The 26,292-nt window shown below is 39.5% G+C and carries 22 protein-coding genes; 16 read left to right on the top strand and 6 right to left on the bottom strand.

Annotated features, from left to right (window positions below; translation table 11 throughout):
- Positions 1-20: 20 nt before the first annotated feature.
- From nuoG to nuoN, 8 genes are read left to right on the top strand one after another with little or no spacing between them, the layout of a single operon-like run.
- A complete protein-coding gene (gene nuoG / locus DK865_RS13880; RefSeq protein WP_109392196.1) occupies positions 21-2,753 on the top strand; it encodes an NADH-quinone oxidoreductase subunit NuoG in 2,733 nt (910 codons plus the stop codon).
- Positions 2,753-3,730 (top strand): NADH-quinone oxidoreductase subunit NuoH, encoded by a 978-nt coding sequence (nuoH, locus tag DK865_RS13875; RefSeq protein WP_006533300.1) that lies wholly within the window; start codon positions 2,753-2,755, stop codon positions 3,728-3,730. Before nuoG ends, nuoH begins: the two co-directional genes overlap by 1 nt.
- A 14-nt stretch (positions 3,731-3,744) precedes the next feature.
- Positions 3,745-4,287 carry an NADH-quinone oxidoreductase subunit NuoI gene (gene nuoI / locus DK865_RS13870; protein ID WP_006533299.1) on the top strand — a complete coding sequence of 181 codons (543 nt, stop codon included), beginning with the start codon at positions 3,745-3,747 and terminating at the stop codon, positions 4,285-4,287.
- 12 nt (positions 4,288-4,299) lie between these two features.
- A complete protein-coding gene (gene nuoJ, locus DK865_RS13865) occupies positions 4,300-4,833 on the top strand; it encodes an NADH-quinone oxidoreductase subunit J (protein WP_109392195.1) in 534 nt (177 codons plus the stop codon).
- Entirely contained in the window at positions 4,830-5,132 is a 303-nt protein-coding gene (gene nuoK / locus DK865_RS13860) for an NADH-quinone oxidoreductase subunit NuoK (protein WP_023581731.1), read from the top strand. The genes nuoJ and nuoK overlap by 4 nt, the downstream gene beginning before the upstream one ends.
- Positions 5,129-6,964, top strand: a complete 1,836-nt coding sequence (gene nuoL / locus DK865_RS13855) for an NADH-quinone oxidoreductase subunit L (protein WP_109392194.1) — start codon at positions 5,129-5,131, stop codon at positions 6,962-6,964. Before nuoK ends, nuoL begins: the two co-directional genes overlap by 4 nt.
- 19 nt (positions 6,965-6,983) lie before the next feature.
- Positions 6,984-8,513, top strand: a complete 1,530-nt coding sequence (gene nuoM, locus DK865_RS13850) for an NADH-quinone oxidoreductase subunit M (RefSeq protein WP_023581733.1) — start codon at positions 6,984-6,986, stop codon at positions 8,511-8,513.
- Between the two features lie 6 nt (positions 8,514-8,519).
- Positions 8,520-9,989, top strand: coding sequence for an NADH-quinone oxidoreductase subunit NuoN (gene nuoN / locus DK865_RS13845; protein WP_109392193.1), 1,470 nt, complete (start codon positions 8,520-8,522; stop codon positions 9,987-9,989).
- A gap of 125 nt (positions 9,990-10,114) precedes the next feature.
- Here the strand turns inward: nuoN and DK865_RS13840 are convergent, their stop codons facing one another.
- Both DK865_RS13840 and DK865_RS13835 read right to left on the bottom strand, forming a co-directional pair.
- Positions 10,115-11,125, bottom strand: a complete 1,011-nt coding sequence (locus DK865_RS13840; RefSeq protein ID WP_109392192.1) for an alpha-xenorhabdolysin family binary toxin subunit B — start codon at positions 11,123-11,125, stop codon at positions 10,115-10,117.
- A 14-nt stretch (positions 11,126-11,139) separates the two neighbouring features.
- Positions 11,140-12,351 carry an alpha-xenorhabdolysin family binary toxin subunit A gene (locus tag DK865_RS13835; RefSeq protein ID WP_109392191.1) on the bottom strand — a complete coding sequence of 404 codons (1,212 nt, stop codon included), beginning with the start codon at positions 12,349-12,351 and terminating at the stop codon, positions 11,140-11,142.
- A 209-nt stretch (positions 12,352-12,560) separates the two neighbouring features.
- Here DK865_RS13835 and menF point away from each other — a divergent pair, with 209 nt between their 5' ends.
- From menF to DK865_RS19020, 7 genes are all read left to right on the top strand, one after another.
- On the top strand, positions 12,561-13,892 hold the full coding sequence (gene menF, locus DK865_RS13830) for an isochorismate synthase MenF (protein WP_036912643.1): 1,332 nt from the start codon (positions 12,561-12,563) through the stop codon (positions 13,890-13,892).
- A gap of 351 nt (positions 13,893-14,243) precedes the next feature.
- A complete protein-coding gene (gene menD, locus DK865_RS13825; RefSeq protein WP_109392190.1) occupies positions 14,244-15,938 on the top strand; it encodes a 2-succinyl-5-enolpyruvyl-6-hydroxy-3-cyclohexene-1-carboxylic-acid synthase in 1,695 nt (564 codons plus the stop codon).
- Positions 15,913-16,680, top strand: a complete 768-nt coding sequence (gene menH, locus DK865_RS13820; protein ID WP_109392189.1) for a 2-succinyl-6-hydroxy-2,4-cyclohexadiene-1-carboxylate synthase — start codon at positions 15,913-15,915, stop codon at positions 16,678-16,680. Before menD ends, menH begins: the two co-directional genes overlap by 26 nt.
- A gap of 12 nt (positions 16,681-16,692) precedes the next feature.
- On the top strand, positions 16,693-17,550 hold the full coding sequence (menB, locus tag DK865_RS13815) for a 1,4-dihydroxy-2-naphthoyl-CoA synthase (protein WP_023581739.1): 858 nt from the start codon (positions 16,693-16,695) through the stop codon (positions 17,548-17,550).
- Positions 17,550-18,521, top strand: a complete 972-nt coding sequence (menC, locus tag DK865_RS13810) for an o-succinylbenzoate synthase (RefSeq protein ID WP_023581740.1) — start codon at positions 17,550-17,552, stop codon at positions 18,519-18,521. Before menB ends, menC begins: the two co-directional genes overlap by 1 nt.
- Positions 18,509-19,936, top strand: coding sequence for an o-succinylbenzoate--CoA ligase (gene menE, locus DK865_RS13805; protein ID WP_109392188.1), 1,428 nt, complete (start codon positions 18,509-18,511; stop codon positions 19,934-19,936). The genes menC and menE overlap by 13 nt, the downstream gene beginning before the upstream one ends.
- A gap of 135 nt (positions 19,937-20,071) precedes the next feature.
- Positions 20,072-21,817, top strand: a complete 1,746-nt coding sequence (locus tag DK865_RS19020; RefSeq protein ID WP_323368371.1) for a M10 family metallopeptidase C-terminal domain-containing protein — start codon at positions 20,072-20,074, stop codon at positions 21,815-21,817.
- 107 nt (positions 21,818-21,924) lie between these two features.
- Here DK865_RS19020 and DK865_RS13795 read toward each other — a convergent pair whose 3' ends face one another.
- Positions 21,925-23,379, bottom strand: coding sequence for a catalase (locus tag DK865_RS13795; protein ID WP_099073822.1), 1,455 nt, complete (start codon positions 23,377-23,379; stop codon positions 21,925-21,927).
- Positions 23,380-23,662: 283 nt separating this feature from the next.
- Here DK865_RS13795 and DK865_RS13790 point away from each other — a divergent pair, with 283 nt between their 5' ends.
- A complete protein-coding gene (locus DK865_RS13790) occupies positions 23,663-24,205 on the top strand; it encodes a YfaZ family outer membrane protein (RefSeq protein WP_023581744.1) in 543 nt (180 codons plus the stop codon).
- Positions 24,206-24,287: 82 nt separating this feature from the next.
- Here DK865_RS13790 and tyrP read toward each other — a convergent pair whose 3' ends face one another.
- From tyrP to yfaE, 3 genes are all read right to left on the bottom strand, one after another.
- Positions 24,288-25,499, bottom strand: coding sequence for a tyrosine transporter TyrP (gene tyrP, locus DK865_RS13785; RefSeq protein ID WP_109392186.1), 1,212 nt, complete (start codon positions 25,497-25,499; stop codon positions 24,288-24,290).
- A 181-nt stretch (positions 25,500-25,680) separates the two neighbouring features.
- The gene (locus tag DK865_RS13780; protein WP_023581745.1) at positions 25,681-25,914 is read right to left on the bottom strand and encodes a YgdI/YgdR family lipoprotein; all 234 of its coding nucleotides are present in this window, start codon (positions 25,912-25,914) and stop codon (positions 25,681-25,683) included.
- A gap of 90 nt (positions 25,915-26,004) precedes the next feature.
- A complete protein-coding gene (gene yfaE / locus DK865_RS13775) occupies positions 26,005-26,283 on the bottom strand; it encodes a class I ribonucleotide reductase maintenance protein YfaE (protein WP_036912651.1) in 279 nt (92 codons plus the stop codon).
- Between the last annotated feature and the right edge of the window lie 9 nt (positions 26,284-26,292).

The following is a 26,292-nucleotide window of genomic DNA, read 5'->3' as shown; positions in this document are numbered from 1 at the left end:
TGTGCAGGCCTTTGGGAAGCATGCTGACTATGGCTACGATTCATGTAGACGGCAAAGAATATGAAGTTAACGGGGCTGATAACCTGTTAGAAGCCTGTCTTAATTTAGGCTTAGATATTCCTTATTTTTGCTGGCACCCAGCGCTGGGAAGCGTTGGCGCTTGCCGCCAGTGTGCGGTGAAGCAGTATCAAAATGCTGAGGATACCCGCGGTCGTTTAGTGATGTCTTGTATGACACCGGCGACTGATGGCACGTTCATCTCTATTGATGACGAAGAAGCGAAGAAATTTCGTGAAAGCGTTGTTGAATGGTATATGACAAACCATCCTCATGACTGTCCAGTTTGTGAAGAAGGCGGTAACTGCCACCTTCAAGATATGACGGTAATGACCGGTCATACTATGCGTCGCTATCGCTTTACGAAGCGTACACATAGAAACCAAGATCTGGGACCGTTTATTTCTCATGAAATGAACCGTTGTATTGCTTGTTACCGCTGTGTTCGCTACTACAAAGACTATGCCGATGGTACGGATCTTGGCGTCTTTGGTGCGCATAACAACGTATTCTTTGGACGCGTTGAAGATGGCACATTAGAGAGCGAATTCTCGGGTAATTTGGTTGAAATTTGTCCTACGGGTGTATTTACTGATAAAACCCACTCATCACGTTATAACCGTAAGTGGGATATGCAGTTTGCACCAAGTATTTGCCAAGGTTGTAGCATGGGTTGTAACACAAGCCCAGGTGAACGTTATGGTGAATTACGTCGTATTGAAAACCGTTATAACGGGACTGTAAACCGCTATTTCCTTTGTGACCGTGGTCGTTTTGGCTATGGTTATGTGAATTTAGCCAGCAGACCTCGTCAGCCTAAAAAACGTTTAGGCAGTAACTGGTTAGAAATTAACGCTGTTCAAGCAACTCAAGCAGCTGCGGATATGCTGAAGAAAAGTCAGCGTATCGTGGGTATTGGTTCGCCGCGCGCAAGCATTGAGAGTAACTTTGCATTACGTGAAGTTGTTGGCGCTGAAAACTTCTATAGTGGCATCTCTGCATCAGAGCAAAAACGACTGACGTTAATGTTAGATATTTTACAAAAAGGTGGCGTGCATACTCCATCTCTACGTGAAATTGAAGATTACGATGCTGTTTTAGTGTTAGGTGAAGATTTAACACAAACAGGTGCTCGTATGGCATTGTCTGTACGTCAAGCTGTGAAAGGTAAAGCGCGTGAAATGGCTGCCGCTCAAAAAGTGGCTGACTGGCAAATTGCTGCAATTATGAATATCGGGCAACGTGCTAAATATCCACTGTTTGTTACTCATGTTGATGAAACTCGCCTCGATGATGTTGCTGCGTGGAGTTATCGTGCACCGGTTGTTGATCAAGCGCGTTTAGGTTTTGCGATTGCGAATAACATTAACGGTGATGCACCTGCTGTTGATGGTATGGATGAAGCGCTGAATAAACATATCGAAATGGTTGTTCAAGCACTTTCTCAAGCGAAGAAACCACTCATTATCAGTGGTAGCCATGCAGGTAGTGAAGACGTTATCAAAGCCGCTGCTAACATTGCTTTTGCATTAAAAACCAAAGGTAATGAAGTCGGACTTTCTTTCGTTGCTGATGATGCAAACAGCATGGGTCTTGCCATGATGAATGCACAGCCACTGGATGATGCATTAAAAATCATGCGTAGTGGTCAAGCGAACACGGTTGTTGTCATGGAAAACGATTTATATCGCCATTACGATGCAGACGTGATTGATGATGCGATTGCTAAAGTCGATAACGTGATTGTTATTGACCACCAGCAAACAGACATTATGGCGAAAGCCCACCTTGTTCTCCCTGCTTCTTCATTCGCTGAAAGCGATGGCACAATGGTGAGTCAAGAGGGGAGAGCACAACGTTACTTCCAAGTTTTCGAACCTTCTTTCTATAACAAAGACGTGGTGATGCATGAAAGCTGGCGTTGGTTGAGTGCTGTTGATTCACAATGGCATGAAAGAACGCTGGATTGGACACAGTTAGACAATGTTATTGAACATTGTGCAACCCGTCTTCCTCAGTTTGCAGGCATTGTTGATGCGGCACCGAATGCATCATTCCGTATTCGCGGGCAGAAACTGGCTCGGGAACCACATCGTTATAGTGGTCGTACATCTATGTTGGCGAATGTGTCTGTGCATGAACAGCGTCAACCAAAAGATATCGACACCCCATTTGCGTTCTCAATGGAAGGTAATAACAGCCCAACAGCACCTCGTCAGCAAATTCCATTTGCGTGGGCACCGGGTTGGAACTCACCTCAAGCATGGAATAAATTCCAAGCAGAAGTGGGGGGGAGCTTACGTTTTGGCGATCCGGGTGTGCGCTTAATCGAATGTGGTGATAATACACTTGGCTACTTCACTGATATTCCTGCGCCATTTAATGCACAGAAAAATCAATGGACTGTCGCACCTTGCTACCGTTTATTTGGTAGTGAAGAATTATCACAACGCGCTGAAGTTATCCAATCTCGTATGGAAACTGCTTATTTAACATTGAGTGAATCTGATGCCCAAGCATTAGCGTTAACTCAAGGTCAGCAAGCGATGTTTACTTACGAAGGCCGTGAATTCACCTTACCTGTGAAAATCAGTGCTCACCTGACTCAAGGTCAAATTGGCTTACCGTTAGGTATGGCAGGTATTTCTCCATCGCTGGTGGGTGTATCGGTTCGTCAACTGCGGGGTATTGCATAATGAGCTGGTTATCTCCTGAAGTTACAGAGATTTTACTCACCGTTTTAAAAGCCGTTGTGATCTTGCTTGTCGTGGTCACTTGTGGTGCTTTTATGAGTATGGGGGAACGCCGTTTACTGGGTTTATTCCAAAACCGTTATGGGCCTAACCGTGTCGGTTATGCAGGTTCAGCACAGCTAATTGCGGATATGATCAAAATGTTCTTTAAAGAGGACTGGATACCGAAATTTGCTGACCGCTTTATCTTCACCATTGCGCCAGTGATTGCGTTTTCATCTTTACTGCTGTCATTTGCGATTGTACCGGTTAGCTCAACCTGGGTTGTTGCTGACTTAAACATCGGTATTTTGTTCTTCTTGATGGTTGCAGGTATTGCGGTGTATGCCGTGTTATTTGCAGGATGGTCAAGTAATAATAAATATTCATTGTTAGGTGCAATGCGCGCATCAGCACAAACTGTCAGTTATGAAGTGTTCTTAGGGCTTTCAATCTTAGGTGTTGTTGCACAAGCAGGCTCTTTTAACCTGACTGACATCGTAAACTCACAAGCAAATATGTGGAATGTTATCCCACAATTCTTTGGCTTTATTACGTTTGCGATTGCAGGGGTTGCTGTTTGTCACCGTCATCCATTTGACCAACCCGAAGCTGAACAAGAGCTGGCTGATGGTTATCATATTGAATATTCCGGTATGAAGTTCGGTTTATTCTTTGTGGGTGAATATATCGGTATCGTGGCGGTATCAGGTCTTATCGTGACGTTATTCTTCGGTGGTTGGCAAGGACCTTTCTTACCGTCATTCATTTGGTTTGCACTGAAAACAGGATTCTTCATGATGATGTTTATCCTTATTCGTGCTTCATTACCGCGCCCGCGTTACGACCAAGTGATGTCTTTCGGTTGGAAAATTTGCTTACCGTTAACGCTTATCAATCTGCTGGTCACTGCTGCAGTGATACTTTACAACGCTCAATAAGGGGTGATTGAACCATGACTTTAAAAGAGTTATTGACTGGTTTCGGCACCCAGGTACGAAGCATTTGGATGATTGGCTTACATGCCTTCGCCAAACGTGAAACACAGATGTACCCGGAAGAACCTGTCAATGTTGCACCACGCTATCGTGGACGTATTGTGTTGACGCGTGATCCTGATGGTGAAGAACGCTGTGTTGCTTGTAACTTGTGTGCAGCAGTCTGTCCAGTTGGCTGTATTTCATTACAGAAAGCAGAACATGAAGATGGTCGTTGGTATCCGGAGTTTTTCCGTATCAACTTTTCTCGCTGTATCTTCTGCGGTTTATGTGAAGAAGCTTGCCCAACAACTGCGTTGCAATTAACGCCTGATTTTGAAATGGGTGAGTTTAAGCGTCAGGATCTGGTTTATGAAAAAGACGATCTGTTGATTTCAGGGCCAGGCAAATATCCTGAATATAACTTTTACCGTAAAACAGGTATGGCGATTAACGGCAAAGATAAAGGTGATGCGGATGATGAAGCTAAACCTATCGATGTCAAAAGCCTGTTACCGTAAGGAGCGATATTCATGGAATTTGCATTTTACATCGCGGGGCTGATTGCCATCCTTGCAACATTGAGAGTGATCACACATACCAATCCGGTACACGCTTTGCTGTACTTAGTGATTTCATTGATTGCGCTCTCTGTGGTTTTCTTCTCGTTAGGCGCCTACTTTGCTGGTGCATTAGAAATCATTGTTTACGCTGGCGCCATTATGGTGTTATTCGTTTTCGTGGTTATGATGCTCAACTTAGGTAAATCCGTTGTTGATCAAGAGAGAAAGTGGCTACAACCGAAGTTTTGGATTGGACCTGCGCTTTTGTCTCTGATGCTATTAGTTGTGTTAATTTACGCCATTAGTAGTGTCACTCACGGTGAAATTGCTGGAGAAGTGATTGGCGCGAAAGAGGTCGGTATTAGCTTATTTGGGCCTTATATTCTGGCTGTTGAGTTAGCATCTGTTCTCTTATTGTCTGGATTGATTGTTGCTTACCACATTGGTCGTGATAAGAGCCATGAGGATCTCGTCGAAAACGAAAACGCAGGGGAGCAAAAATGATACCTCTTCAACATGGTTTGATCTTGGCTGCGGTACTGTTTGTGTTAGGTTTTACCTGCTTAGTACTTCGCCGCAACCTGTTGTTTATGTTGATCGGACTAGAAATTATGATTAATGCAGCTGCACTGGCATTTGTTGTCGGTGGTAGCTTTTGGGGGCAAACAGATGGTCAGATAATGTATATTCTGGCTATTAGTTTGGCGGCGGCAGAGGCAAGTATTGGTCTGGCATTGTTATTACAGCTTCATAGACATCGCCAAAACATCAATATTGATACAGTCAGTGAGATGCGCGGATGAATATACTCTATTTAACCATTCTGCTACCACTGCTGGGATTTTTATTGCTCGCTTTCTCGCATGGTCGTTGGTCTGAAAACGTATCAGCATGGATTGGTACTGGTTCGGTTGGGCTATCAGCTTTAGTGGCACTTTGGGTTGGTATGGATTTCTTCGCCAATGGGCAAGAAACTCAAGTTCTGACTTTATGGAACTGGATGTCAGCAGGGAATTTCAATATTCCGTTTACACTGGTTCTTGATGGTCTTTCATTAACCATGCTGGGTGTGATTACTGGTGTTGGCTTCCTTATTCATATGTATGCATCTTGGTATATGCGTGGTGAAGAGGGGTATTCTCGCTTCTTTGCTTATACCAACTTATTTATCGCAAGTATGGTTGTCTTAGTACTGGCTGATAATATGATGCTGATGTACATGGGGTGGGAAGGGGTTGGTCTATGTAGTTACCTGCTAATTGGTTTCTATTATAGCAATCCGGCTAATGGCGCAGCGGCGATGAAGGCGTTTATCGTAACCCGTATCGGTGATGTGTTCTTAGCTATCGGTATGTTTATCCTGTTTGACCAATTAGGTACATTGAGCTTCCGTGAAATGGCGGTACTTGCTCCTGAGCAATTAGCTGTAGGTTCAAGCGTCATTAACTGGGCAATGTTAATGGTATTAGGCGGTGCAGTAGGTAAATCAGCACAGCTTCCATTACAAACATGGTTAGCGGATGCGATGGCAGGTCCTACACCTGTATCTGCGTTAATTCACGCTGCAACCATGGTCACTGCGGGTGTGTACTTAGTCGCACGTAGTAATGCGCTATTCTTAATGGCACCAGAAGTGCTTGAATTGGTCGGCATTATTGGTGCGCTCACTCTCGTATTAGCGGGTTTTGCGGCTTTAGTACAAACAGATATCAAACGTATTCTTGCTTATTCAACCATGAGCCAAATTGGTTATATGTTCTTGGCTTTAGGCGCTCAAGCATGGGATGCGGCAATTTTCCACTTAATGACTCACGCTTTCTTTAAAGCATTGCTGTTCTTATCTGCGGGCTCTGTGATTGTTGCCTGTCACCACGAACAGAATATCTTTAAGATGGGCGGGTTACGCAAGAAGATCCCATTTGTTTATGCCTGTTTCCTCATCGGTGGTGGCGCATTAGCGGCATTACCACTGTTAACAGCCGGGTTCTTCAGTAAAGATGAAATCTTATGGGGTGCGTATTCAAACGGGCATTTTAACTTAATGCTTGCAGGTTTAGTGGGGGCGTTATTTACGTCACTTTATACCTTCCGTTTGATTTTCATCGTATTCCATGGTGAAACCAAAACCGAAGCACACCAAGTTAAAGGATTTACTCATACTTTCCCATTAGCGGTATTAGCACTGTTATCAACATTTATCGGTGCGTTAATTACTCAGCCGCTAGGTGCCGTTTTCCCTGAAGGAAACGTATCGCACGAGGGTAAATATGTATTAGAAATTCTTTCTGGTGTGGTAGCGATAGTAGGCGTTGCCATTGCAGCATGGTTATACCTGAAACAACGTCAATGTGTTGCTAAGGTTGCTCATACTCGTACAGGTCGTTTCTTCTCAACATGGTGGTTCCATGCTTGGGGATTCGATGCGCTGTATGAGGTGCTGTTTGTCAAACCTTATAAAGGGGCGGCGTGGCTTATCCAAAATGATCCTGTTAACCAATTCTTTAATCTATTCGGTTGCCTACTTAAAGGTACCAATAAAGGATTAAGTTTCAGTGAGAATGGATTAGCACGTTGGTATGCGGCTTCTCTCGGTTTAGGTGCAGTGCTGGTCATCGCTCTGCTGCTTCTGGTTTAATTAAGGGACACATTGCGCCATGTTATTACCCTGGCTAATACTTATTCCCTTCATCGGTGGCCTGCTAAGTTGGCAGGCTGAACGAATCGGCTCGCAAGTCCCTCGCTGGGTTGCGTTGCTGACGATGGGATTAACACTCGTTATTTCTGTGCAACTTTGGTTGCAGGGCGATTATCAACTACTTAGTGCTGATGGAGCACCACGTTGGACAGAGTATTACTTTGTGCCGTGGATACCTGCTTTAGGGATTAATATCCAATTTGCACTTGATGGTATGTCATTGTTGATGACGGTATTAACTGCGATCTTAGGTATCTTAGCGGTACTGTCATCGTGGAATGAAAATCAGCCATCACAAGGTGCTTTCCATTTTAACCTGCTCTGGATTTTAGCCGGTGTGATGGGGGTATTTTTAGCGACAGACCTGTTTTTATTCTTCTTCTTCTGGGAAATGATGTTGATCCCAATGTATTTCCTGATTTCTTTATGGGGACACAAAGGAAGTAGCGATAAGAAACACGTTAGTGCAGCAACAAAATTCTTTATCTATACACAGGCAAGTGGCCTGTTAATGTTGCTGGCCATTATCGGTTTAGCGGTTGCTTTTTACCGTGAAACAGGTATTTGGACGTTTAATTATGACACCTTATTACAAGCACATACGGTATTAGGCTCTGAACTGCAGTTTATTCTGATGCTAGGTTTCTTCGCTGCATTTGCAGTGAAAATGCCAATTGTTCCTGTCCATGGCTGGTTAGCGGATGCTCACGCAGAAGCGCCAACAGCAGGTTCAGTGGATTTATCAGGTATTTTGCTAAAAACAGCGGCTTACGGTCTATTACGTTTTAACTTACCTCTCTTCCCAGAAGCGTCAGCATTACTAGCACCTGTGGCGATGTGGTTAGGTTTAATTACCGTATTTTATGCAGCATTACTGGCATTTCGTCAGACAGATATCAAACGTCTTGCGGCTTACAGTAGTATTTCTCACATGGGCTTTATCGTTATCGCGATTTATGCCGGTTCTGTATTGGCTTACCAAGGTGCGATTATTCAAATGATCACCAATGGTCTGTCAGCAGCAGGTCTCTTTATCATGTGTGGCATGCTGTATGAACGTTTAGGTACGCGTGATATGAACCAAATGGGCGGATTGTGGAAAAGCATTCGTTTCTTACCTGCGTTTTCACTGTTCTTTGCGGTTGCCTCTTTAGGTATGCCAGGAACAGGTAACTTCGTTGGTGAGTTTATGATCCTGTTTGGTACTTATGGTAACTTTAAGCTGATCACCATTATTTCGGTCTTTGGTTTAGTCTTTGCTTCAGTCTATGCGCTGTGGATGATGCAACAGGCTTACTATGGTTCACCGAAAACAGCTGAAAGAACCTATAAAGGGTTAGATCTGAGAGAGTTCTTTATTCTGATCACATTGGTTGTTTTACTGGTTATTTTGGGCTTCTTCCCACAACCTGTATTAGACACATCAATATCAGCGATGGAAAATCTTCAGACTTGGTATTCCGCTTCTATTTCAACAGTAAGGCCGTAATTCGCCATGACAATAACTCCTGAACAATTGATCGCAATGCTACCACTATTGATCGTCGGATTGACGGTGGTGGTTGTGATGCTGTCCATTGCGTGGCGACGCGATCATTTTACTATTGCCACTTTGACAGCAACAGGTTTCATCATTGCACTGGGATCACTCTATTACGTTAATGCATTAGGTGTAGTGGATGTGACTACGCTTTACCATGTTGATGGATACTCAAGCTTCTTTACTGCACTTGTGATCCTTTCTGGTATTGGCACTATCGCGTTTGCTTATCCTTGGTTAGAAGGCTATCAAGATAACAAAGAAGAGTTTTATCTGTTGATTGCGATTGCGGTAGTTGGGGGGATTTTACTCTCATCTGCTCACCACTTCGCATCAATGTTTATTGGTATTGAATTACTGACATTACCACTATTTGGTCTTATCGGTTACGCATTCCAACAACGTCCATCATTGGAAGCCGGTATCAAATATATGCTGCTTTCTGCGGCAGCCTCTTCTTTCTTACTATTTGGTATGGCACTTCTCTATGCAGAAGCAGGGGATCTCTCCTTTACTGCAATGGGACAAAGTTTAAGTGATAGCAACATCCATAAACCATTAGTACTTGCAGGTTTAGGCATGATGTTAGTGGGAATTGGATTTAAATTATCTTTATTCCCATTCCAATTGTGGACACCTGATGTTTACCAAGGCGCACCAGCACCAACGGGCGCGTTCTTAGCGACGGCAAGTAAGATTGGTATTTTTGCTGTTGTTATGCGTTTATTCCTTGAAGCGCCAGCGGCGGATAGTGAAACCTTACGTATGATCTTAGGTTTCATGGCTATTGCCTCTATCTTGTTTGGTAACATCATGGCGTTAACGCAAAAGAGCGTGAAGCGTTTATTGGGTTACTCTTCAGTATCGCACCTTGGTTATCTGCTGGTGGCATTAATTGTGTTGCAATATAGCCCTGTATTAGCTCAAGAAACTGCTGAAATTTATTTAGCCGGTTACTTGTTTGCAAGTCTAGGGGCGTTTGGTGCTATTGCTGTAGCTTCAAGTCCTTATCGTGAAAGTGAAATGGATTCTCTTGAAGATTACCGTGGATTATTCTGGCGCCGTCCTGTTGTTGCTGTGGTGATGTCACTAATGATGTTATCACTGGCAGGTGTACCGATTACATTAGGCTTTATTGGTAAACTGTATGTCATCATTGCGGGCATTAGCTCAAGCTTATGGTGGTTAACAGGTATGGTTGTGTTAGGTAGTGCGATTGGCTTATTCTACTATCTACGTGCTGCTGCTATTGTCTTCTTACGCAAAGCAGATAATGACAATACTCCTGCTATTTCAACAACATCACAAAATATGGCAACATTTGTTGCGTTAATCTGTGCCATTGTTGTTATTGCATTAGGTATATGGCCACAGCCATTAATTGAATTAACTAATTTTGCGATTATTGCACCTGCGATGAATTAATATCGGTCGTTTTAATTAGCTTAAGAAAAAGCCTGATTTTTAATCAGGCTTTTTTGTGGCTTAACGATAACGGATTTAGTTAACGCTAACTTGGCGCTTACAATAAAAAATACTACGGTAACTAACTAATAATTATGTAGAAATTTATCTAAAAATAGAATATGAGGAGAAATAATATTATTCGTATTTAATATATTGTTTTTTAATTGTGTTAGTTGATTGATTAGTGATAACCAATATTGATCAAGTAAAAGAAGTTGATTAGTTAATGAGCTTAGGTGAGGGACTATACTTGTTAAAGAATGATAATAGGTTAGTGTAAAAATAATGGCACGTTTTTGATTTTCTAACCCAGTCAGTTTTTTGATTTTAGCGATGTAATCATCAGTAAGCTGATGACGTGTCTCTGCAATTTTTTGATATGTGAATCCTTTATCTAGTTGAGAAAAAAGCTCACCGAGTAACTCTATGAGCGTTTTTAATATATTTTTTTCAGAATTATCAATATTTAATTGAGAAATGATTTCTTGAGATGGAATACCGACATTAAAAATATCATTGATACTTTCATTGTTAATAATATTTTCACTTTTATTAAAAACATCAATTTTGTCCTTAATATGATTTATTCCTCTTTTTTCGATTAATATTTTGTTACTAATTTCAACGGATAAATTTTCTTCATGAGTAATGAGTAAGTTAATTCTATCTTTTAATTTTAAATAATCTAAAAAATGTATTTTGATTTTTATTTTATCTCTATAGCTATTTATAATATTAATAGACTCATCAATATCTTCTTTGAAAATATTTTCTATTAATTTTTTTTCATTCTCAAGCTTTTTTGAAATTTGTGGCGGAAAATCTTCTTTTAATATTTCATTATCTATTTCATTAATTTTATTTACTGTCTCTGTGAGTAACTTATGCTTTAATTTACTTTTCATTAATATTGAGAAGTTAACAATGGTATTTAATATTTTATTGGTTGTAATATATATAGAAGTTAGTTCACTATTTAACTCATCACTATTTCTAGATAACTTTACACTAAGATGTTGAATTTTTTTTATAGTGCTAAAAAATTGATGATGTTCAAAATTATCTTTAGTATCCATATTATTAGTTTTTTTCATAACTGTTCCTTTAGTTATTTAGATGCATAAAAATTGGATAATGCTTCATCAAATATCGCAATCATCTCTTTTGAATAGCCGATAACCATATACCAAGGTGCAATCATTTTTTCTAAATAAATACTGAAGCGAATTAGCTCCATTGCATTATCGACTTTTCTTAAGTTTGTCAGAGATGCATTAATTTCAGTTAATGTTGCTTGCCACATATATTCAAGATGTTCTAAGGCGATATTAGCATCTTCAATATATTGCTCAATTTCATCAAGATCAGTATGAAATTTTTGTAAGCATGATGAGATCTTGGAATAGTGCTTTATTTCACTATTAACCTGATTAAGCCTATCAACCATTTTATTCTTTTTCTTACGACTTTCTTCTGCCTTAGCGCCAAAAATAGCTCCTGTAATAATGACACCAACAATACCAAAAGCTAATCCGGTAAAAGCGAGCTTAACAAAATGTTTATATTCCTCCTTCAATAGCTTAATTTCATTTTCTAGCAAGGTTTTTTCTTCAGTTAGTATGCTGTCATTACTATTAAGGTGTTCATTAATCGTTGTTTTTTTATTGATTACCTCATGATAAATGGATTGATGTAATGTACCGTTACTACTCTCGCCACCAATAATTTTTATTCTAAAATCATAGATCATATCTTTTAATTTTAATGTCTTTTCATGTTCGTTATTGAGATCATTTTTCATGCTTTCCAATATAGTAATTAACTGAGTAGTAACTTCTTTATCTTGCTGAGTGTATTTTAAATTGGAAATTTCATTATCGGATATATCTTCTATTTTTATATTTATTTTATTCAATAATGGCATTTGGCTAATAAATAATAAAATTTGTTCTCCTGTGGTTGTTATTTCTCTTCCTATAATTTCAAGGTCAATAGCTTGTTGTTTTATTGAATATTCTATTTTATTCCATTCAAAAGCATGCTTTCTCATTTTTAAAAATAGAGTTTGGATATTATCAGGCGAAATTTGAGAAATCTTAATGTCTTCATAACCAAGAAATTCAACGATTGCCTCTTTTTGATAAGGAAGCATTAATACTTTATCAATATACGTTTTAATTTTATTAAGGTCATACGAAGTGAAAATACCTGGGCTGCGTCCTCCATCAATATTCTTTCCTAGTATTAAACTTAGCGCGACTTCAGGAATATCTACTTTTTCGATGATTTTATCAATGTGTTCAAAGATGGTTGTATCCATATAACCCCTCTTATGTATAATGTTTTTCGTCTATACAGTTCAACTTTAAAATGATTTGTTTACGATTAAAGTTTTTAGATTAATGCATCTACTTTGTAACATGAAAAATACAAAACTTTGATAAATGACAAAGGTTATAATTAATCAACCCTTTGATAATTTGTATAGAGACGTATAATCTCCCTTTTAATTAGTTGTGGGTATTTGGAGTGGAAAAGGTTAATCCTGTGTTTTCGACACTGTACGAAAAAGTTAAAAATATAAATCTGACAGCACAAGGTAATCTTTTACATTTGAAAGTCACCTTGCCATCAGAGGTCTCATTTTCATTGCTCTCATGGCTTGCTGCACAGTCGTATTATCCCCAATTTTATTGGCAACATCGTGATGAACATGAAGAAGTGGCTGCTTGTGGGCAACTGCGTTGTTTCAATCATATTGAAGATGCTTGCCAATTCTTGAGCTTACACCGTAGTGATGTAAATAGTGATGATGTGCGTATTTGGGGATTAAATGCGTGGGATACTATTATTCCGGGGCGCATTGATAAAATAAAAGGCGATGATGCCTACCTTTTTTTGCCTCACATTGAGATTAGACGCCACCAGCAACAGCTTTCTGTTCATCTAAATATGTTGGATGAAGATGATAAGCAAAATACATTAGATTTTCTGCAAACATTAAATCAAGCTGTAGAAATTGAACCGCTTTCTGTTTCAGTGACTCATGTGAATCACTCTTTAACACAAACACAGTGGACTCATTATCTCAATGTTGCCTTAAATGAGATTAGCCAAGGTTTATTTGAAAAAGTTGTCCCCGCAAGAGCAACTTGCTTAACATTGGATAACCCGCTTAAAGCGATCCAATTTATGAAAGCGAGTCGTGATGTTAATCATCATTGCTATCACTATATGCTGGCGTTCTCACCTTCAGATGCATTTATGGGATCAACACCAGAAAGATTATATAAGCGTGATGAGCTGATGCTTTATACAGAAGCGTTAGCGGGTACGGTAGCGAGCGCTGATAACGAACAACAAGCCGCTAAATTTGCAGATTGGCTGATGAATGATAAGAAAAATCAGCATGAAAATCTGGTCGTGGTCGATGATATTTGTCAACGATTACAAGGCGGCGTAGAGGGTATTGATGTTTCACCCGCTGATGTTATCCGGTTGCGTAAAGTGCAACACCTTCGTCGCTATATACATGGTAAATTAATTCACTCTGATGATATCGATTGCTTAAAACGATTGCAGCCAACCGCCGCCGTATGTGGATTACCAAGAAGTGTCGCGCGTGCGTTTATTCGTAAGCATGAACCTTTTGAACGTCGCTGGTATGCAGGGTCTGCGGGATATTTATCTCTCTCGCAGGCGGAGTTTGCTGTAAGTTTACGTTGTGGTGAGTTGCATGATGATGCTTTAACTTTATACGCTGGCGCCGGTGTGGTTGCAGGATCTGATCCTCAGCAAGAGTGGACTGAAATCGAAAATAAAGCAGCAGGCCTACGCACATTGCTAGAAAAAGAGAGTTAATTTCTTACAGATAATCTCAGTTTGAATAAATAACATCAGTGTAATAATCAAAATTTGATGAGTAGTTTTTTAAAGCCAGTTATTTAGTGCTACTCTTCAAATAACCACTGCTAATTGTTAACTAATTGATGCTATCCTTTAGAACACTAGCGCTATTTATTCCTATTCTTAACGATAAAAAAGAGCTGATTGAAAATAGAGTGGATGATTAGCCTAAATAATGCACTCTTTGAGTGTTTTTTTTAACGATTTATTTAACGAAAACTTCTGTTCATTGAACTAGGCTAAGGAAAAGTATTTAGGAACAGATATTATAATAGCAATTGCAGGTTTTCGTTGTTGGGATGATCAATGTCTAATAGTTCGTTTAATCGCCAATGGGCTAAAGTTATACTCGAAACTTTGACTCGTCATGGCTTACGCCATATCTGTATTGCCCCCGGTTCTCGTTCGACCCCTTTAACACTTGCGGCAGCCACCAATCAAAAATTAGTTTGCCATACTCATTTTGATGAGCGTGGACTTGGGCATTTAGCGTTGGGACTTGCAAAAGCAACCAAAGAGCCTGTTGCTGTGATTGTAACGTCGGGAACTGCTGTTGCTAATTTATACCCAGCATTGATTGAAGCGGGATTAACGGGGGAACGTGTTGTCTTTTTAACTGCGGATAGACCACCTGAATTAATTGATTGTGGCGCAAACCAAGCTATTCGCCAGCAGGGTATTTTTGCAACGCATCCTTCACAAACTCTCTCTTTACCAAGACCCGCAGCAGATATTTCCGCGAGTTGGTTAGTTTCTACCCTTGATAATGCCATGAATACGTTGGTTCATGGTGCATTACACGTCAATTGTCCTTTTGCAGAACCTTTATATGGTGATGATGTTGAGATATCGACACCCTGGACTGACGCGTTAGGGGATTGGTGGCAAAGTGATAAACCGTGGCTACAAGAAACACTTTTTACTTCTGTCACTATGCACCCTCAGTGGAATGCATTACGCCAGAAAAAAGGGGTAGTTATTGCAGGGCGCATGAGTCCGGAAGAGGGGGTTGAAGTTGCAAAATGGGCTTCGCAATTAGGTTGGCCTTTATTGGGCGATGTATTATCTCAAACAGGGCAACCATTACCTTGTGCTGATTTATGGTTGAATAACCCACAGATAAAATCAGAATTAAATAAAGCTGAAATCGTTATTCAATTTGGTTCAAGTTTAACAGGTAAACGCTTATTACAATGGCAAGTAGGCTGTTCTCCAAAACGGTATTGGATTATTGATCCTATTCCGGGACGTTTAGATCCTGGTCATCACCAAGGTGAGAAATTTACATTATCACCGATGCAGTGGCTAACAGCACATCCTGCGATCGATAATTCACCGTGGACTAATGCATTAGCTAATATAGCCAAACAAACTTATCAGAAAGTCAGTGAAATAACCGATTATTTTGGTGAAGCGCAGGTTGCACACCAATTAGATAAATTACTGCCTAATGATGGACAATTATTTGTTGGCAATAGTCTGATAGTACGATTAATTGATGCATTTGCTCAGCTACCACAAGGGTATCCTGTGATGAGCAATAGAGGTGCAAGTGGTATTGATGGCTTAATTTCAACATCTGCGGGTGTTCATCGTGCAACAGAAAAGCCCACATTAACAATATTAGGTGATTTATCTGCACTGTATGATTTAAATAGTCTCGCATTGCACCAACAAGTTTATGCGCCGAATGTTATTATCGTAGTGAATAATAACGGCGGGCAAATATTTTCAATGCTACCCACGCCAGAGGCAGAACGAGAACGCTTTTACTGTATGCCTCATTCACTAAATTTTAAACACGCGGCAGCAATGTTTGGTTTGCATTATGTCTCACCAACAAGTTGGGATTCACTGTTAACGACTGTTCAGAAATGCTGGGCAGGGGCGCCAACAACGACATTAATTGAGTTAATTGTTGATGATACTGATGGTGCAAAAACATTAAATCAGCTGGTAAAACAGGTAACATCTCATGACTTTAGCATGTCAGCGATATAATACCCATAATGAAGGGCCTTGGTTAGTTTGGTTGCATGGGCTATTAGGTGAGGGGCGTGAATGGGAGTCTGTCATTCAGGCTTGTCATGAGTATCCATCACTGGTAATTGATTTGCCTCGTCATGGTGGTTCTGTTTCTATCAGCGCAAAAAATTTTATTGAAGTGAGTGCGTTGCTGACAGATACACTTAAAGAGCAAGGTATTGACCGCTATTGGTTAATTGGCTACTCGTTAGGTGGCAGAATTTCGATGTATCACGCGTGTTTTGGTGATATTACGGGATTAATGGGGTTGATTGTAGAAGGTGGAAACCCTGGGTTATATGACGCAACGGAAAAACAAAACCGTATTGCACATGATAAACGCTGGGCGGAACGTTTTCGTAATGAACCTATCCGTGACGTATTGACACAGTGGTATCAGCAACCCGTATTTGCTGATTTAAGCGATGAGAAACGCCAATTACTTATTGAAAAACGTTGTCGCAACACGGGTTTTTGTATTGCCGAAAGTTTAGAAACGCTTTCTTTAGGTCATCAGCCTTGGCTTGTCACAGAGTTACAGCAACTTACATTGCCGTTTATTTGGCTTTGTGGTGAAAAAGATAATAAATTTCAATCTATTGCGCAGCAATATTCGCTGCCATTAACGACTATCCCGCATGCTGGTCACAATGCCCATCAGGCACAGCCTGTTGCTTATGCTGCGGTGATAAATCATGTTTTATCCCTCTTTGGTTAAAGGAACCTAATTATGCTTTACCCGAGCGAAGAAAAATTATATGCACCGATTGAATGGCAGGATTGTTCTGAAGGTTTTGAAGATATCCTCTATCATAAATCAGTCGATGGCATTGCAAAAATTACGATTAACCGCCCGCAAGTACGTAATGCTTTCCGTCCTTTGACAGTTAAAGAGATGATCCAAGCATTAGCGGATGCACGATATGATGACACCATCGGCACTATTATTTTAACCGGTGCGGGTGAAAAAGCGTTCTGTGCGGGGGGTGACCAAAAAATTCGGGGTGACTACGGCGGATATCGTGATGAAAGCGGTACACATCACTTAAACGTATTGGACTTCCAACGTCAAATTCGTACTTGTCCAAAACCTGTTGTAGCGATGGTGGCGGGGTATTCTATTGGTGGTGGTCATGTTCTTCATATGATGTGCGATTTAACTATCGCAGCTGAAAACGCTATTTTTGGTCAAACAGGTCCTAAAGTAGGTTCTTTCGATGGTGGCTGGGGCGCTTCTTATATGGCGCGTATTGTTGGTCAAAAGAAAGCACGCGAAATTTGGTTCTTATGCCGTCAATATGATGCAAAAGAAGCATTAGAAATGGGCTTGGTGAATACCGTTGTTCCTTATGCTGATCTTGAAAAAGAAACAGTACGCTGGTGTCGTGAAATGCTGGAAAACAGCCCAATGGCATTACGTTGTCTGAAAGCGGCATTAAACGCAGACTGTGATGGTCAAGCGGGTCTTCAAGAATTAGCGGGTAATGCAACAATGCTGTTCTATATGACTGATGAAGGTCAAGAAGGCCGCAATGCCTTTAATGAAAAACGTCAACCTGATTTCACTCGATTTAAACGTAACCCATAATGCGAAACGCCAAACTCTATTCATTCAGCCTACCTGTAGATGCAGGCGTTGTTCTGCGCTATCAAAGGCTAAAAACGCGTGATGGTTTTCTTGTCTGTTTAGAGCAAAATGGCAAACAAGGATGGGGTGAAATTTCACCTCTTCCTGAGTTTAGCCGTGAAACTTTAGAACAAGCACAAGAAGCAGCACAATCTTGGTTAACAGCTTGGTGTGCGGGCGAAAACCCTGTTCATAGTGAACTACCCAGTGTGGCTTTTGGTATTAGCTGTGCATTAGCTGAGCTTGATGAGACGTTGCCAAAAGACGCGAATTATCGTGCAGCACCTTTATGTAATGGCGATCCGGATGATTTGATTTTAAGCCTAAATGATATGGAAGGTGAAAAGGTCGCTAAAATCAAGGTAGGATTATATGAAGCTGTGCGTGATGGGATCGTCGTTAATCTGTTATTAGAAGCTATTCCTGACTTAAAACTCAGACTCGATGCCAATCGAAGTTGGACGCCGGCAAAAGCAGAAGGCTTTGCGAAGTATGTAAATCCTGCATGGCGAGATCGCATTGCATTCTTAGAAGAGCCTTGTAAAACCCCAGAAGAGTCACTGGCTTTTTCTCAAGCAACAGGAATTAATATTGCTTGGGATGAAACAGTGCGTGATGACGGTTTTGAAGTAAAACCACAATCTGGTGTGACAACGATTGTTATCAAACCTACGCTAGTGGGAAGTCTTGAACGCTGTCAAATGCTTGTTGAACAAGCGCATGCGTTAGGGTTAGATGCCATTATCAGTTCAAGCATTGAAAGTAGTTTCGGGCTCACTCAATTAGCAAGAATTGCACAATGGTTAACACCTAATAGCATTCCAGGACTCGATACCGTTGATTTAATTAAACAACAACTTATTCGTCCTTGGCCAAATGTGGATATTCCACTTATCTCTCTTGAACAGCTAGAGACAGTATGGCAACAGTAGTTCCATTTAAACAATGGCCGTGGCATCACTGGGCACAATTATACCCAAATGAAACGGCCATCATTTCAGGTGTTTCACCTATTACATGGCAACAACTAAGTTGTCATATTAATCATTTAGCTGACAATTTTGCGAAACAAGGTGTTGATACACAAAGCACTGTGCTGTTGCGTGGCAAAAATCACCTCAATCTTGTGTTTGCATTACTCGCCGTTTTTCAATGTGGCGCTAAGGTGTTGCCTTTAAATCCACAACTTCCAAAATCTTTACTTGATGAATTACTGCCTCACTTAGGTATTGATTTTTATGCTGATTTGAGTCGTTCACCGCTAGATTTAAAGGCAACTTTGCTTGATCTTAGTGGTATTGAGCTAGATAACACCTCACGTCAATATAAAACGCAAAGAATCAATGATGTCCTATGGGAGCCATCTCGTATGGCAACGCTGATTTTGACATCCGGTTCATCCGGCTTACCCAAAGCTGCGGTACACACTTTTGATGCTCATCTTTGTAGTGCAATGGGAGTTTTATCGTTAATGCCTTTGGAAAAAGGTGATAGCTGGTTGCTTTCTCTGCCTCTATTTCATGTCTCAGGGCAAGGCATACTTTGGCGCTGGCTATTACGCGGGGCAACGCTGGTGGTGCGTGAAATGCATCCATTTGAGGATGCATTGCAAGGTTGTACTCATGCCTCTTTAGTTCCCACACAACTATGGCGCTTCTTACAAAATAGAGCGCAGCAAGATAATCAACAATCTATTACCTTAAAATCTGTTTTATTAGGGGGAGCGATGATCCCTATTGAGCTAACGCAAGAAGCAGAACATTGGGGTATTCAATGTTGGTGTGGTTATGGCATGACGGAAATGGCATCGACGGTTTGTGCAAAGCGTGCTGATGGTAAAGCGGGAGTTGGGCTTCCATTAAAAGGCAAAAAAGTGAGATTAGTGGATAATGAACTCCAGATAATGTCCGACAGCGTTGCTTTAGGTTATTGGTTTGAGGGGAAATTAAAACCGTTATCGCTTACATCTGATGGGTGGTATTCAACGCGAGACAAAGGCGGTTTTATTGCTGATGAATGGTGTGTTTTAGGGCGATTAGATAATCTTTTTTTTAGTGCAGGTGAAGGTATTCAGCCAGAAGATATTGAGAAAATACTGAATACACACCCTAATGTAAGCCAATCTTTTGTTGTCCCTATTGATGATACTGAGTTTGGGCAACGTCCAGTTGCCGTTGTCGATGCAGATATTAAAATCATTACTCAATTACCCCAGTGGTATCACTCCCGATTAGCGGGATTCCAGCGTCCAGTTGCTTGCTTACAACTCCCTGAAAGCCTTAAGAATGGCGGAATTAAAATTTCCCGTAAACAAGTGCAACAATGGGTGAAAACACAATTAGGGTAAGATATTACCCTAATTAGTCACTCTTTTATTAAATTAACCCATAAATTATTTATATTTGTGTTTTTCTTTAAATACTATCATTTATTAATTTGTAAAATAAAAATCTTCAGTTAATTATTAATGGAGATAATCGATATGAATATAAGTAATAAAGAAAAAACAGTGGGGTTTAATACAGTTAGTAACTTAATGAAAGCAGGAATGCCTACTTTAAATGGGGATGATAATGGCTTAGATAAAAATTTTACTAAAATAACATTTAGTTTTCCTGATTGGAGTCAATTAAGAGGGCAAGAATATAAAACATTAACAACGATGAATAATTCTCAAAGGAATATGGCAAAAGAAGTCTTGCAACAATATAGTGATATTACAAATATTGAATTTATAGAAAAAGACAACCAATATGATACAAATATTAAATTTGGTGTTTACAATAATGTTATTGAAATAATAGATAAGAATTTTATGAATAAAAAAGATTATTTTCTGGTAGAAGGAATGGCATCTTATTTTCATAAAAATCCAGATCAAAATAAAAAAATAAACAATATTAATGATTATAATCTAGATGGACAGATCTGGATAAATATAGCAAAAACAAAGCTTATTACTAAATTAAAAAAAGTACAAAAAACAGAAAATGGAAAAAAATTATTAGAATCATTTAAGGAGAATGCGGATGGTATAGCGACTTATTTTTTAGAAGGGAATAAAGGTTTTTCATTATATGAAAATCTTAATGCAAATGGGCATATAGATAATCAAGAGGAAACTCTTGATATTGGATCAAAAATAAAACGAAATTATATACATGAAGTAGGACATGCTCTTGGTATGGGGCATACTTTTGATATCCATCTTGAATCTCCTGACGTTGAAGAAAATAGTGCAAAATACTCAGTTATGACACATAAAAAATTGAATGAAGAACTGGGCAATTTTGGCAATAACTATCCCATGAATCCGTTAATATTGGATACTTTTGTTATTCAGCAATTGTATGGCAAGAATATGACTACTCGCACTGGCGATACCATTTATGGGTTTAACTCTAATACAGAAAGAGATTTTTACAGCTTACATTCTATTGATGATGCCTTGGTTAGTTGTATTTGGGATGCGGGGGGGCACGATACTTTAGATTTCTCACAATATAATGTGGATCAAAAAATTAATTTAAATGAAGGTGCTTTTTCTGATGTAGGTGGATTACGTAGTAATGTTTCGATTGCATACGATGTCGTGATTGAAAATGCTAAAGGAGGTTTAAAAGATGATTATATTACAGGAAATAGTGCAGATAACTGCTTAGAAGGTAATGAAGGAAATGACACTTTATTGGGACGAGAAGGGAACGATACACTATATGGTGGCTTAGGTAATGATATTCTTTTTGGGGATGATGGAAACGATATTCTTATCGGTGAAGCCGGAAATGATGTTCTTTTTAGTGGCAATGGTGATGATTTATTATATGCAGGGACGGGTGATGATACGTTAATAGCAAGTATGGGAAATAATATTCTTTATGGTGGTTATGGTAATGATACTTTTATTATAAAAAAAGGTAATAACATTATCTCAGGTAACCAAGGAAAGGATACCTTTATTTTTAATTTATCAGAAAAAGTAAATAGTAATAATATTATTTTTGATTTTAATAAAGAAGAAGATTCTATATTATTTAAGTCAGGAGAGGATGATCAAATCATTAATCCAAAATTAGTTCAGTCGTTCACGGGGAATAAAAATGAGTTAACGTTGACTTATGAAAATAATAAAACAATTTTAAAGATTATGACCGAAGAAAATTCAAATATACCTAGCTTGGTTATCAATGTTACAGGCAAATTTAGCTACGATGAGCTTCTTTGTTAATAATAAAATAATTTATTTAGCAATAAAGAAAACCTCCTACTTACCAATTGATTAATAACTAGGAGGTTTGTTTTGCCGAGTTGCTCACAAGGCTTTTTATTATGCGGTTACTTAGCGTCTTTTTTTGCTAACGCTTTCATTGCTTTTTCAACACCTGCACCATATTCAGGATGGACTTTCTTAAATAGGGCTATTTGGCGTTTTTGAGTATCTTTACTTGCTTGAATGAGTTCACCTGCAATACGAGCAAACATACGTTGATGCTCTTCATCACTCAGTAATTCATACAGTGCACGAGGTTGGCTGAAATAGTCTTCATCTTCACGATGGTTCCAGTGATCTGCCGCCCCTTCAATAGATAATGGTGGCTCTTTAAAGTTAGGTTGTTCTTGGAACATACCACCATTATTTGGCTCATAGGTAATACCACTACCACTATTACCATCAACACGCATTGCACCATCACGGTGATAATTATGGAATGGGCATTGTGGTGCATTAACAGGGATTTGGTGATGGTTAACACCTAAACGATAGCGATGTGCGTCACCGTAAGAGAATAAACGACCTTGTAGCATTTTATCTGGAGAGAAACCGATACCCGGAACGATATTAGCAGGGCTAAATGCGGCTTGTTCTACATCAGAGAAATAGTTTTCAGGGTTACGGTTTAATTCAAAATAGCCCACATCGATTAATGGATAATCCGCATGAGGCCAAACTTTTGTTAAATCAAAAGGATTATAAGGTACTTTTGAGGCTTCTTTTTCTGGCATCACTTGAATTTGTAAATTCCAACGAGGGAAATCACCACGTTCAATCGCATCAAATAAATCACGTTGTGAGCTTTCTCTGTCTTTACCAACCAGCGCTTCAGCTTCATCATCCATTAGATTTTTAATGCCTTGCTGACAACGGAAGTGAAATTTAACCCAAAAACGCTCATTATCTTTATTGATAAAGCTATACGTATGGCTACCAAAACCATGAATAAAGCGATAACTCTGTGGTAAACCACGGTCACTCATATCAATAGTTAATTGGTGTAAAGCTTCTGGTAAATGAGAGAAGAAATCCCATTTGTATGCCATATTGCGTAGGTTAGTCTTAGGATCACGTTTTACAACGTGGTTTAAGTCTGGAAATTTCAGGGCATCACGAAGGTAGAAAACAGGAGTATTGTTACCCACCATATCCCAGTTACCTTCTTCAGTATAAAATTTTAACGCAAAGCCACGAATATCACGTTCGGCGTCTGCGGCACCTCTTTCACCCGCAACAGTTGAAAAGCGAGCAAACATTTCTGTTTTTTTACCCACTTTAGAGAAAATTTTAGCTCGAGTATATTTTGTAATATCGTGAGTGACTTTAAATGTACCAAAAGCGCCAGAGCCTTTTGCGTGCATACGTCTTTCTGGAATAACTTCACGATCAAAGTGAGCCAGTTTTTCTAAAAACCAGACATCTTGAAGTAACATTGGACCACGAGGGCCTGCTGTCATCGAGTTATTATTGTCTACAACAGGTGCGCCTGACGCCGTTGTTAGCTTTTTCTTTTCCATCACATATCTCCAGTTTATGAAATAGTCAACGTTCTAAAAAAATAGCATGTGTGAATAAAACGAAGCGAACAGCCTTATATTTATTATGGTTAATATTGACTGTAATTCCACTTTAGCAATAATAAAATCATTAATAAAACCAATTAGACCAATAACATTGATAGGTTATAGTTATTTACATAACTTGAATAATCTACAGGTTACTTCGCAATTTACGCTAAATTTGCTGATGGGTTCATAGTACAATCTAGCCTTTAATCAATTATTTGTTGGAGCAATAATAATGAGAAAGTATTTATTAGCTGGTGCTATGGGAGCAATGTTATTTGCAGGGACGGCTAATGCAGCTTCTGTGAATTTTCAAGTCGGCGATCACTATACAGATTTGCGTGGTGGATTAGGAAATCCTAATTCTGGACTTTCCTTTAATGGTAATTGGGCGCGTAGTGATCATGATGGTCAAATGGGAACATTAGGTGCTAAGTTTGCTTTACCATTAGGACCATTTTCAGCAAGTGTTGGTGGAAAGGCGGTTTATTTATCACCTAAAGATGGTGATGATGGTGCCGCATTAGCGGGTGGTGTAGGGCTTAATTGGGATGTTCTGCCATCATTAAGTCTATATGGAGAGCTTTATGGTTCTCCTGAAGGCTTAACCTCAGGTAGTGAATCATATTATGAAGCAGATGTGGGCGCACAATTAACGGTATTTAAACCACTGCATGTTAATGCGGGTTATCGCGTGATTGAAATTGAGAATTCACATCATAGAAATAATAATAAATTGGCTGATGGTTTCTATCTTGGCGCGGGTTTAAGCTTCTAATAGAAGATGTCATCATTGAATTAAACAAAAAGCAGGTGTTGAGAAATCAACACCTGCTTTTTGTTGCCAGTATAAAAGGGGATTAACCTACTTGTGGCAATAAACCAAAAGTAATCGCGATTTGAATACCAATTACAACGAGTCCACAAGTAAATACAACGCCTAATGCACCTTTCCCACCTTTAACTTTGTATTTATCTGCGCCGTTTTGTGCTTGTCTGACTTTCCATACTAATAAAGCAGGGAGAAGCAACGCTAAAATTGATAGCGCAATAGCGGCATAGGCTAAAGCTTGCACAAAGTTAGGGAAATAAAGCGCACAAACTAACGGCGGAACAAAGGTTAATAGGCTAGATTGTATACGTCCAGACGCATGATTACTGCGCTTAAATAAATCCGCAAGATAATCAAATAAACCTAATGCAACACCGAGGAATGAGGTCGCCAACGCTAATGCAGCAAATAAGTTAACTGCAATATTCACGCGAGGTGTAGCAACAACATCACGAATAGCTGTCAGTAAGCCATTTAATCCAGATTGTTGCGCCATAATTCCCATAAAAGTATTCGTTGGGATGGCACCTAATGTGGCAATTTGCCATAAAATATAAGCAACAAGAGGGATAGCACTACCCGTAATAAAGATAATACGTAGCTTTTTAATATCGCCATTCATGTAACTTACGATACTCGGCACACTCCCATGAAAACCAAATGAGGTGAAAATAACAGGAATAGCAGAAAGAATAAGCCCATACGCTACAGGCATTGAGGTTAAGTTTACTGATTCAACGTGAGGTAACATCACAATCAGCATAAATATGAGGAAGAAAACTTTTGCGGTAAACAATAGACGGTTAATCATATCAACCGATGTGGTACCAATTCCTACCACAGCGCCGCCAATCACTGTAAAGATAATAATACCTTGTGTGATAGAAAGCTCATGACCAATCCAAGATGAAAGGGTCGCTGAAAGTAGTTCACCTGCACCGCTAATATAAGCCGTTGTTAGTGCATACATTAATAGTAATAGTGCGAGCCCAGTGATGACTTGACCACCGATACCAAGATAGCGCTTTGCAATAGAGCCAAGACCAGTATGAGGATCGTTGTATTGATAAACTTCCACCAGCAGTAACGCGGTATAGCTCATCAATAACCATAAGCCAACAAGCAATAGCATCATCGTGCTAAAGCCAATACCCACAGCAGCCAGTGGCATTGCCAACATACCTGCCCCAATTGTTGTTCCTGCAACAATAAAAACACTGCCTATAGTGCGATTCTTCACAAGATCCTCTGTTCACGAGACTATTTTATTTACTTAAAAAGCAGGGTATAAGAATGGTAAATTTCTGTCAAATTTTAATTACGTAGGCTGTAATGATTAGTTTACAAAAATAATTTTGTGAATAAAAAAACGCCAATCATAAATATGAATTGGCGCTTTAAGAGATAGGTTTATAAGAGCGTTATTCGTCAAGCTCTACCATTCGTCTTATTTGATCACGATTAATTTGTTTGAGTTGTCCAGTTTCTGCATCTTTGTAGGTAATTAATCCTGTTGCTTCATCTTCTTGGGGTTTATCTGTCGTTAAAATTGTTTCCCCATTTACTGTTTCTATTTTTTGTGGACTTGAACAGCCTGCAACGAGAAGAATGGATGTAGAAATAGCAATGACTGAGAAAATAGACTTTAATTTCATAATGCTTTTCCTTTTTTTATCGTGTTAACTTAACCTTAGTCAAAGTTGAACAAGAGTGTTAGGAAAAAGCTCAAATTAAGATAATTCAAATTATTCAGAGTAAATTTCTATTTCAATATCACTGATGGGGTGACAGCTACAAGGTAAGATTTCATCAGGTTGGATAAACGCTAAAGGCTCATTGCGATAACAAACCTTGCCCTTCACTAAACGTAGACGACAAGAGCCACAATAGCCTTCACGACATTGGTATTCGACTTGGACTTTCCCATGTTCTAATGCATCAAGCAAAGAAGGATGGGTGTCAGGATGAAATTCTACAGGTCTTGAAAGACCCTGCTGATGCAGGGTCACTTTATGAGATGCCATAACGTATCG

This window comes from Proteus cibi (assembly GCF_003144405.1).
GTDB classification, from domain to species: Bacteria; Pseudomonadota; Gammaproteobacteria; order Enterobacterales; family Enterobacteriaceae; genus Proteus; species Proteus cibi.
This window is presented reverse-complemented; position numbering and strand designations above follow the sequence as displayed.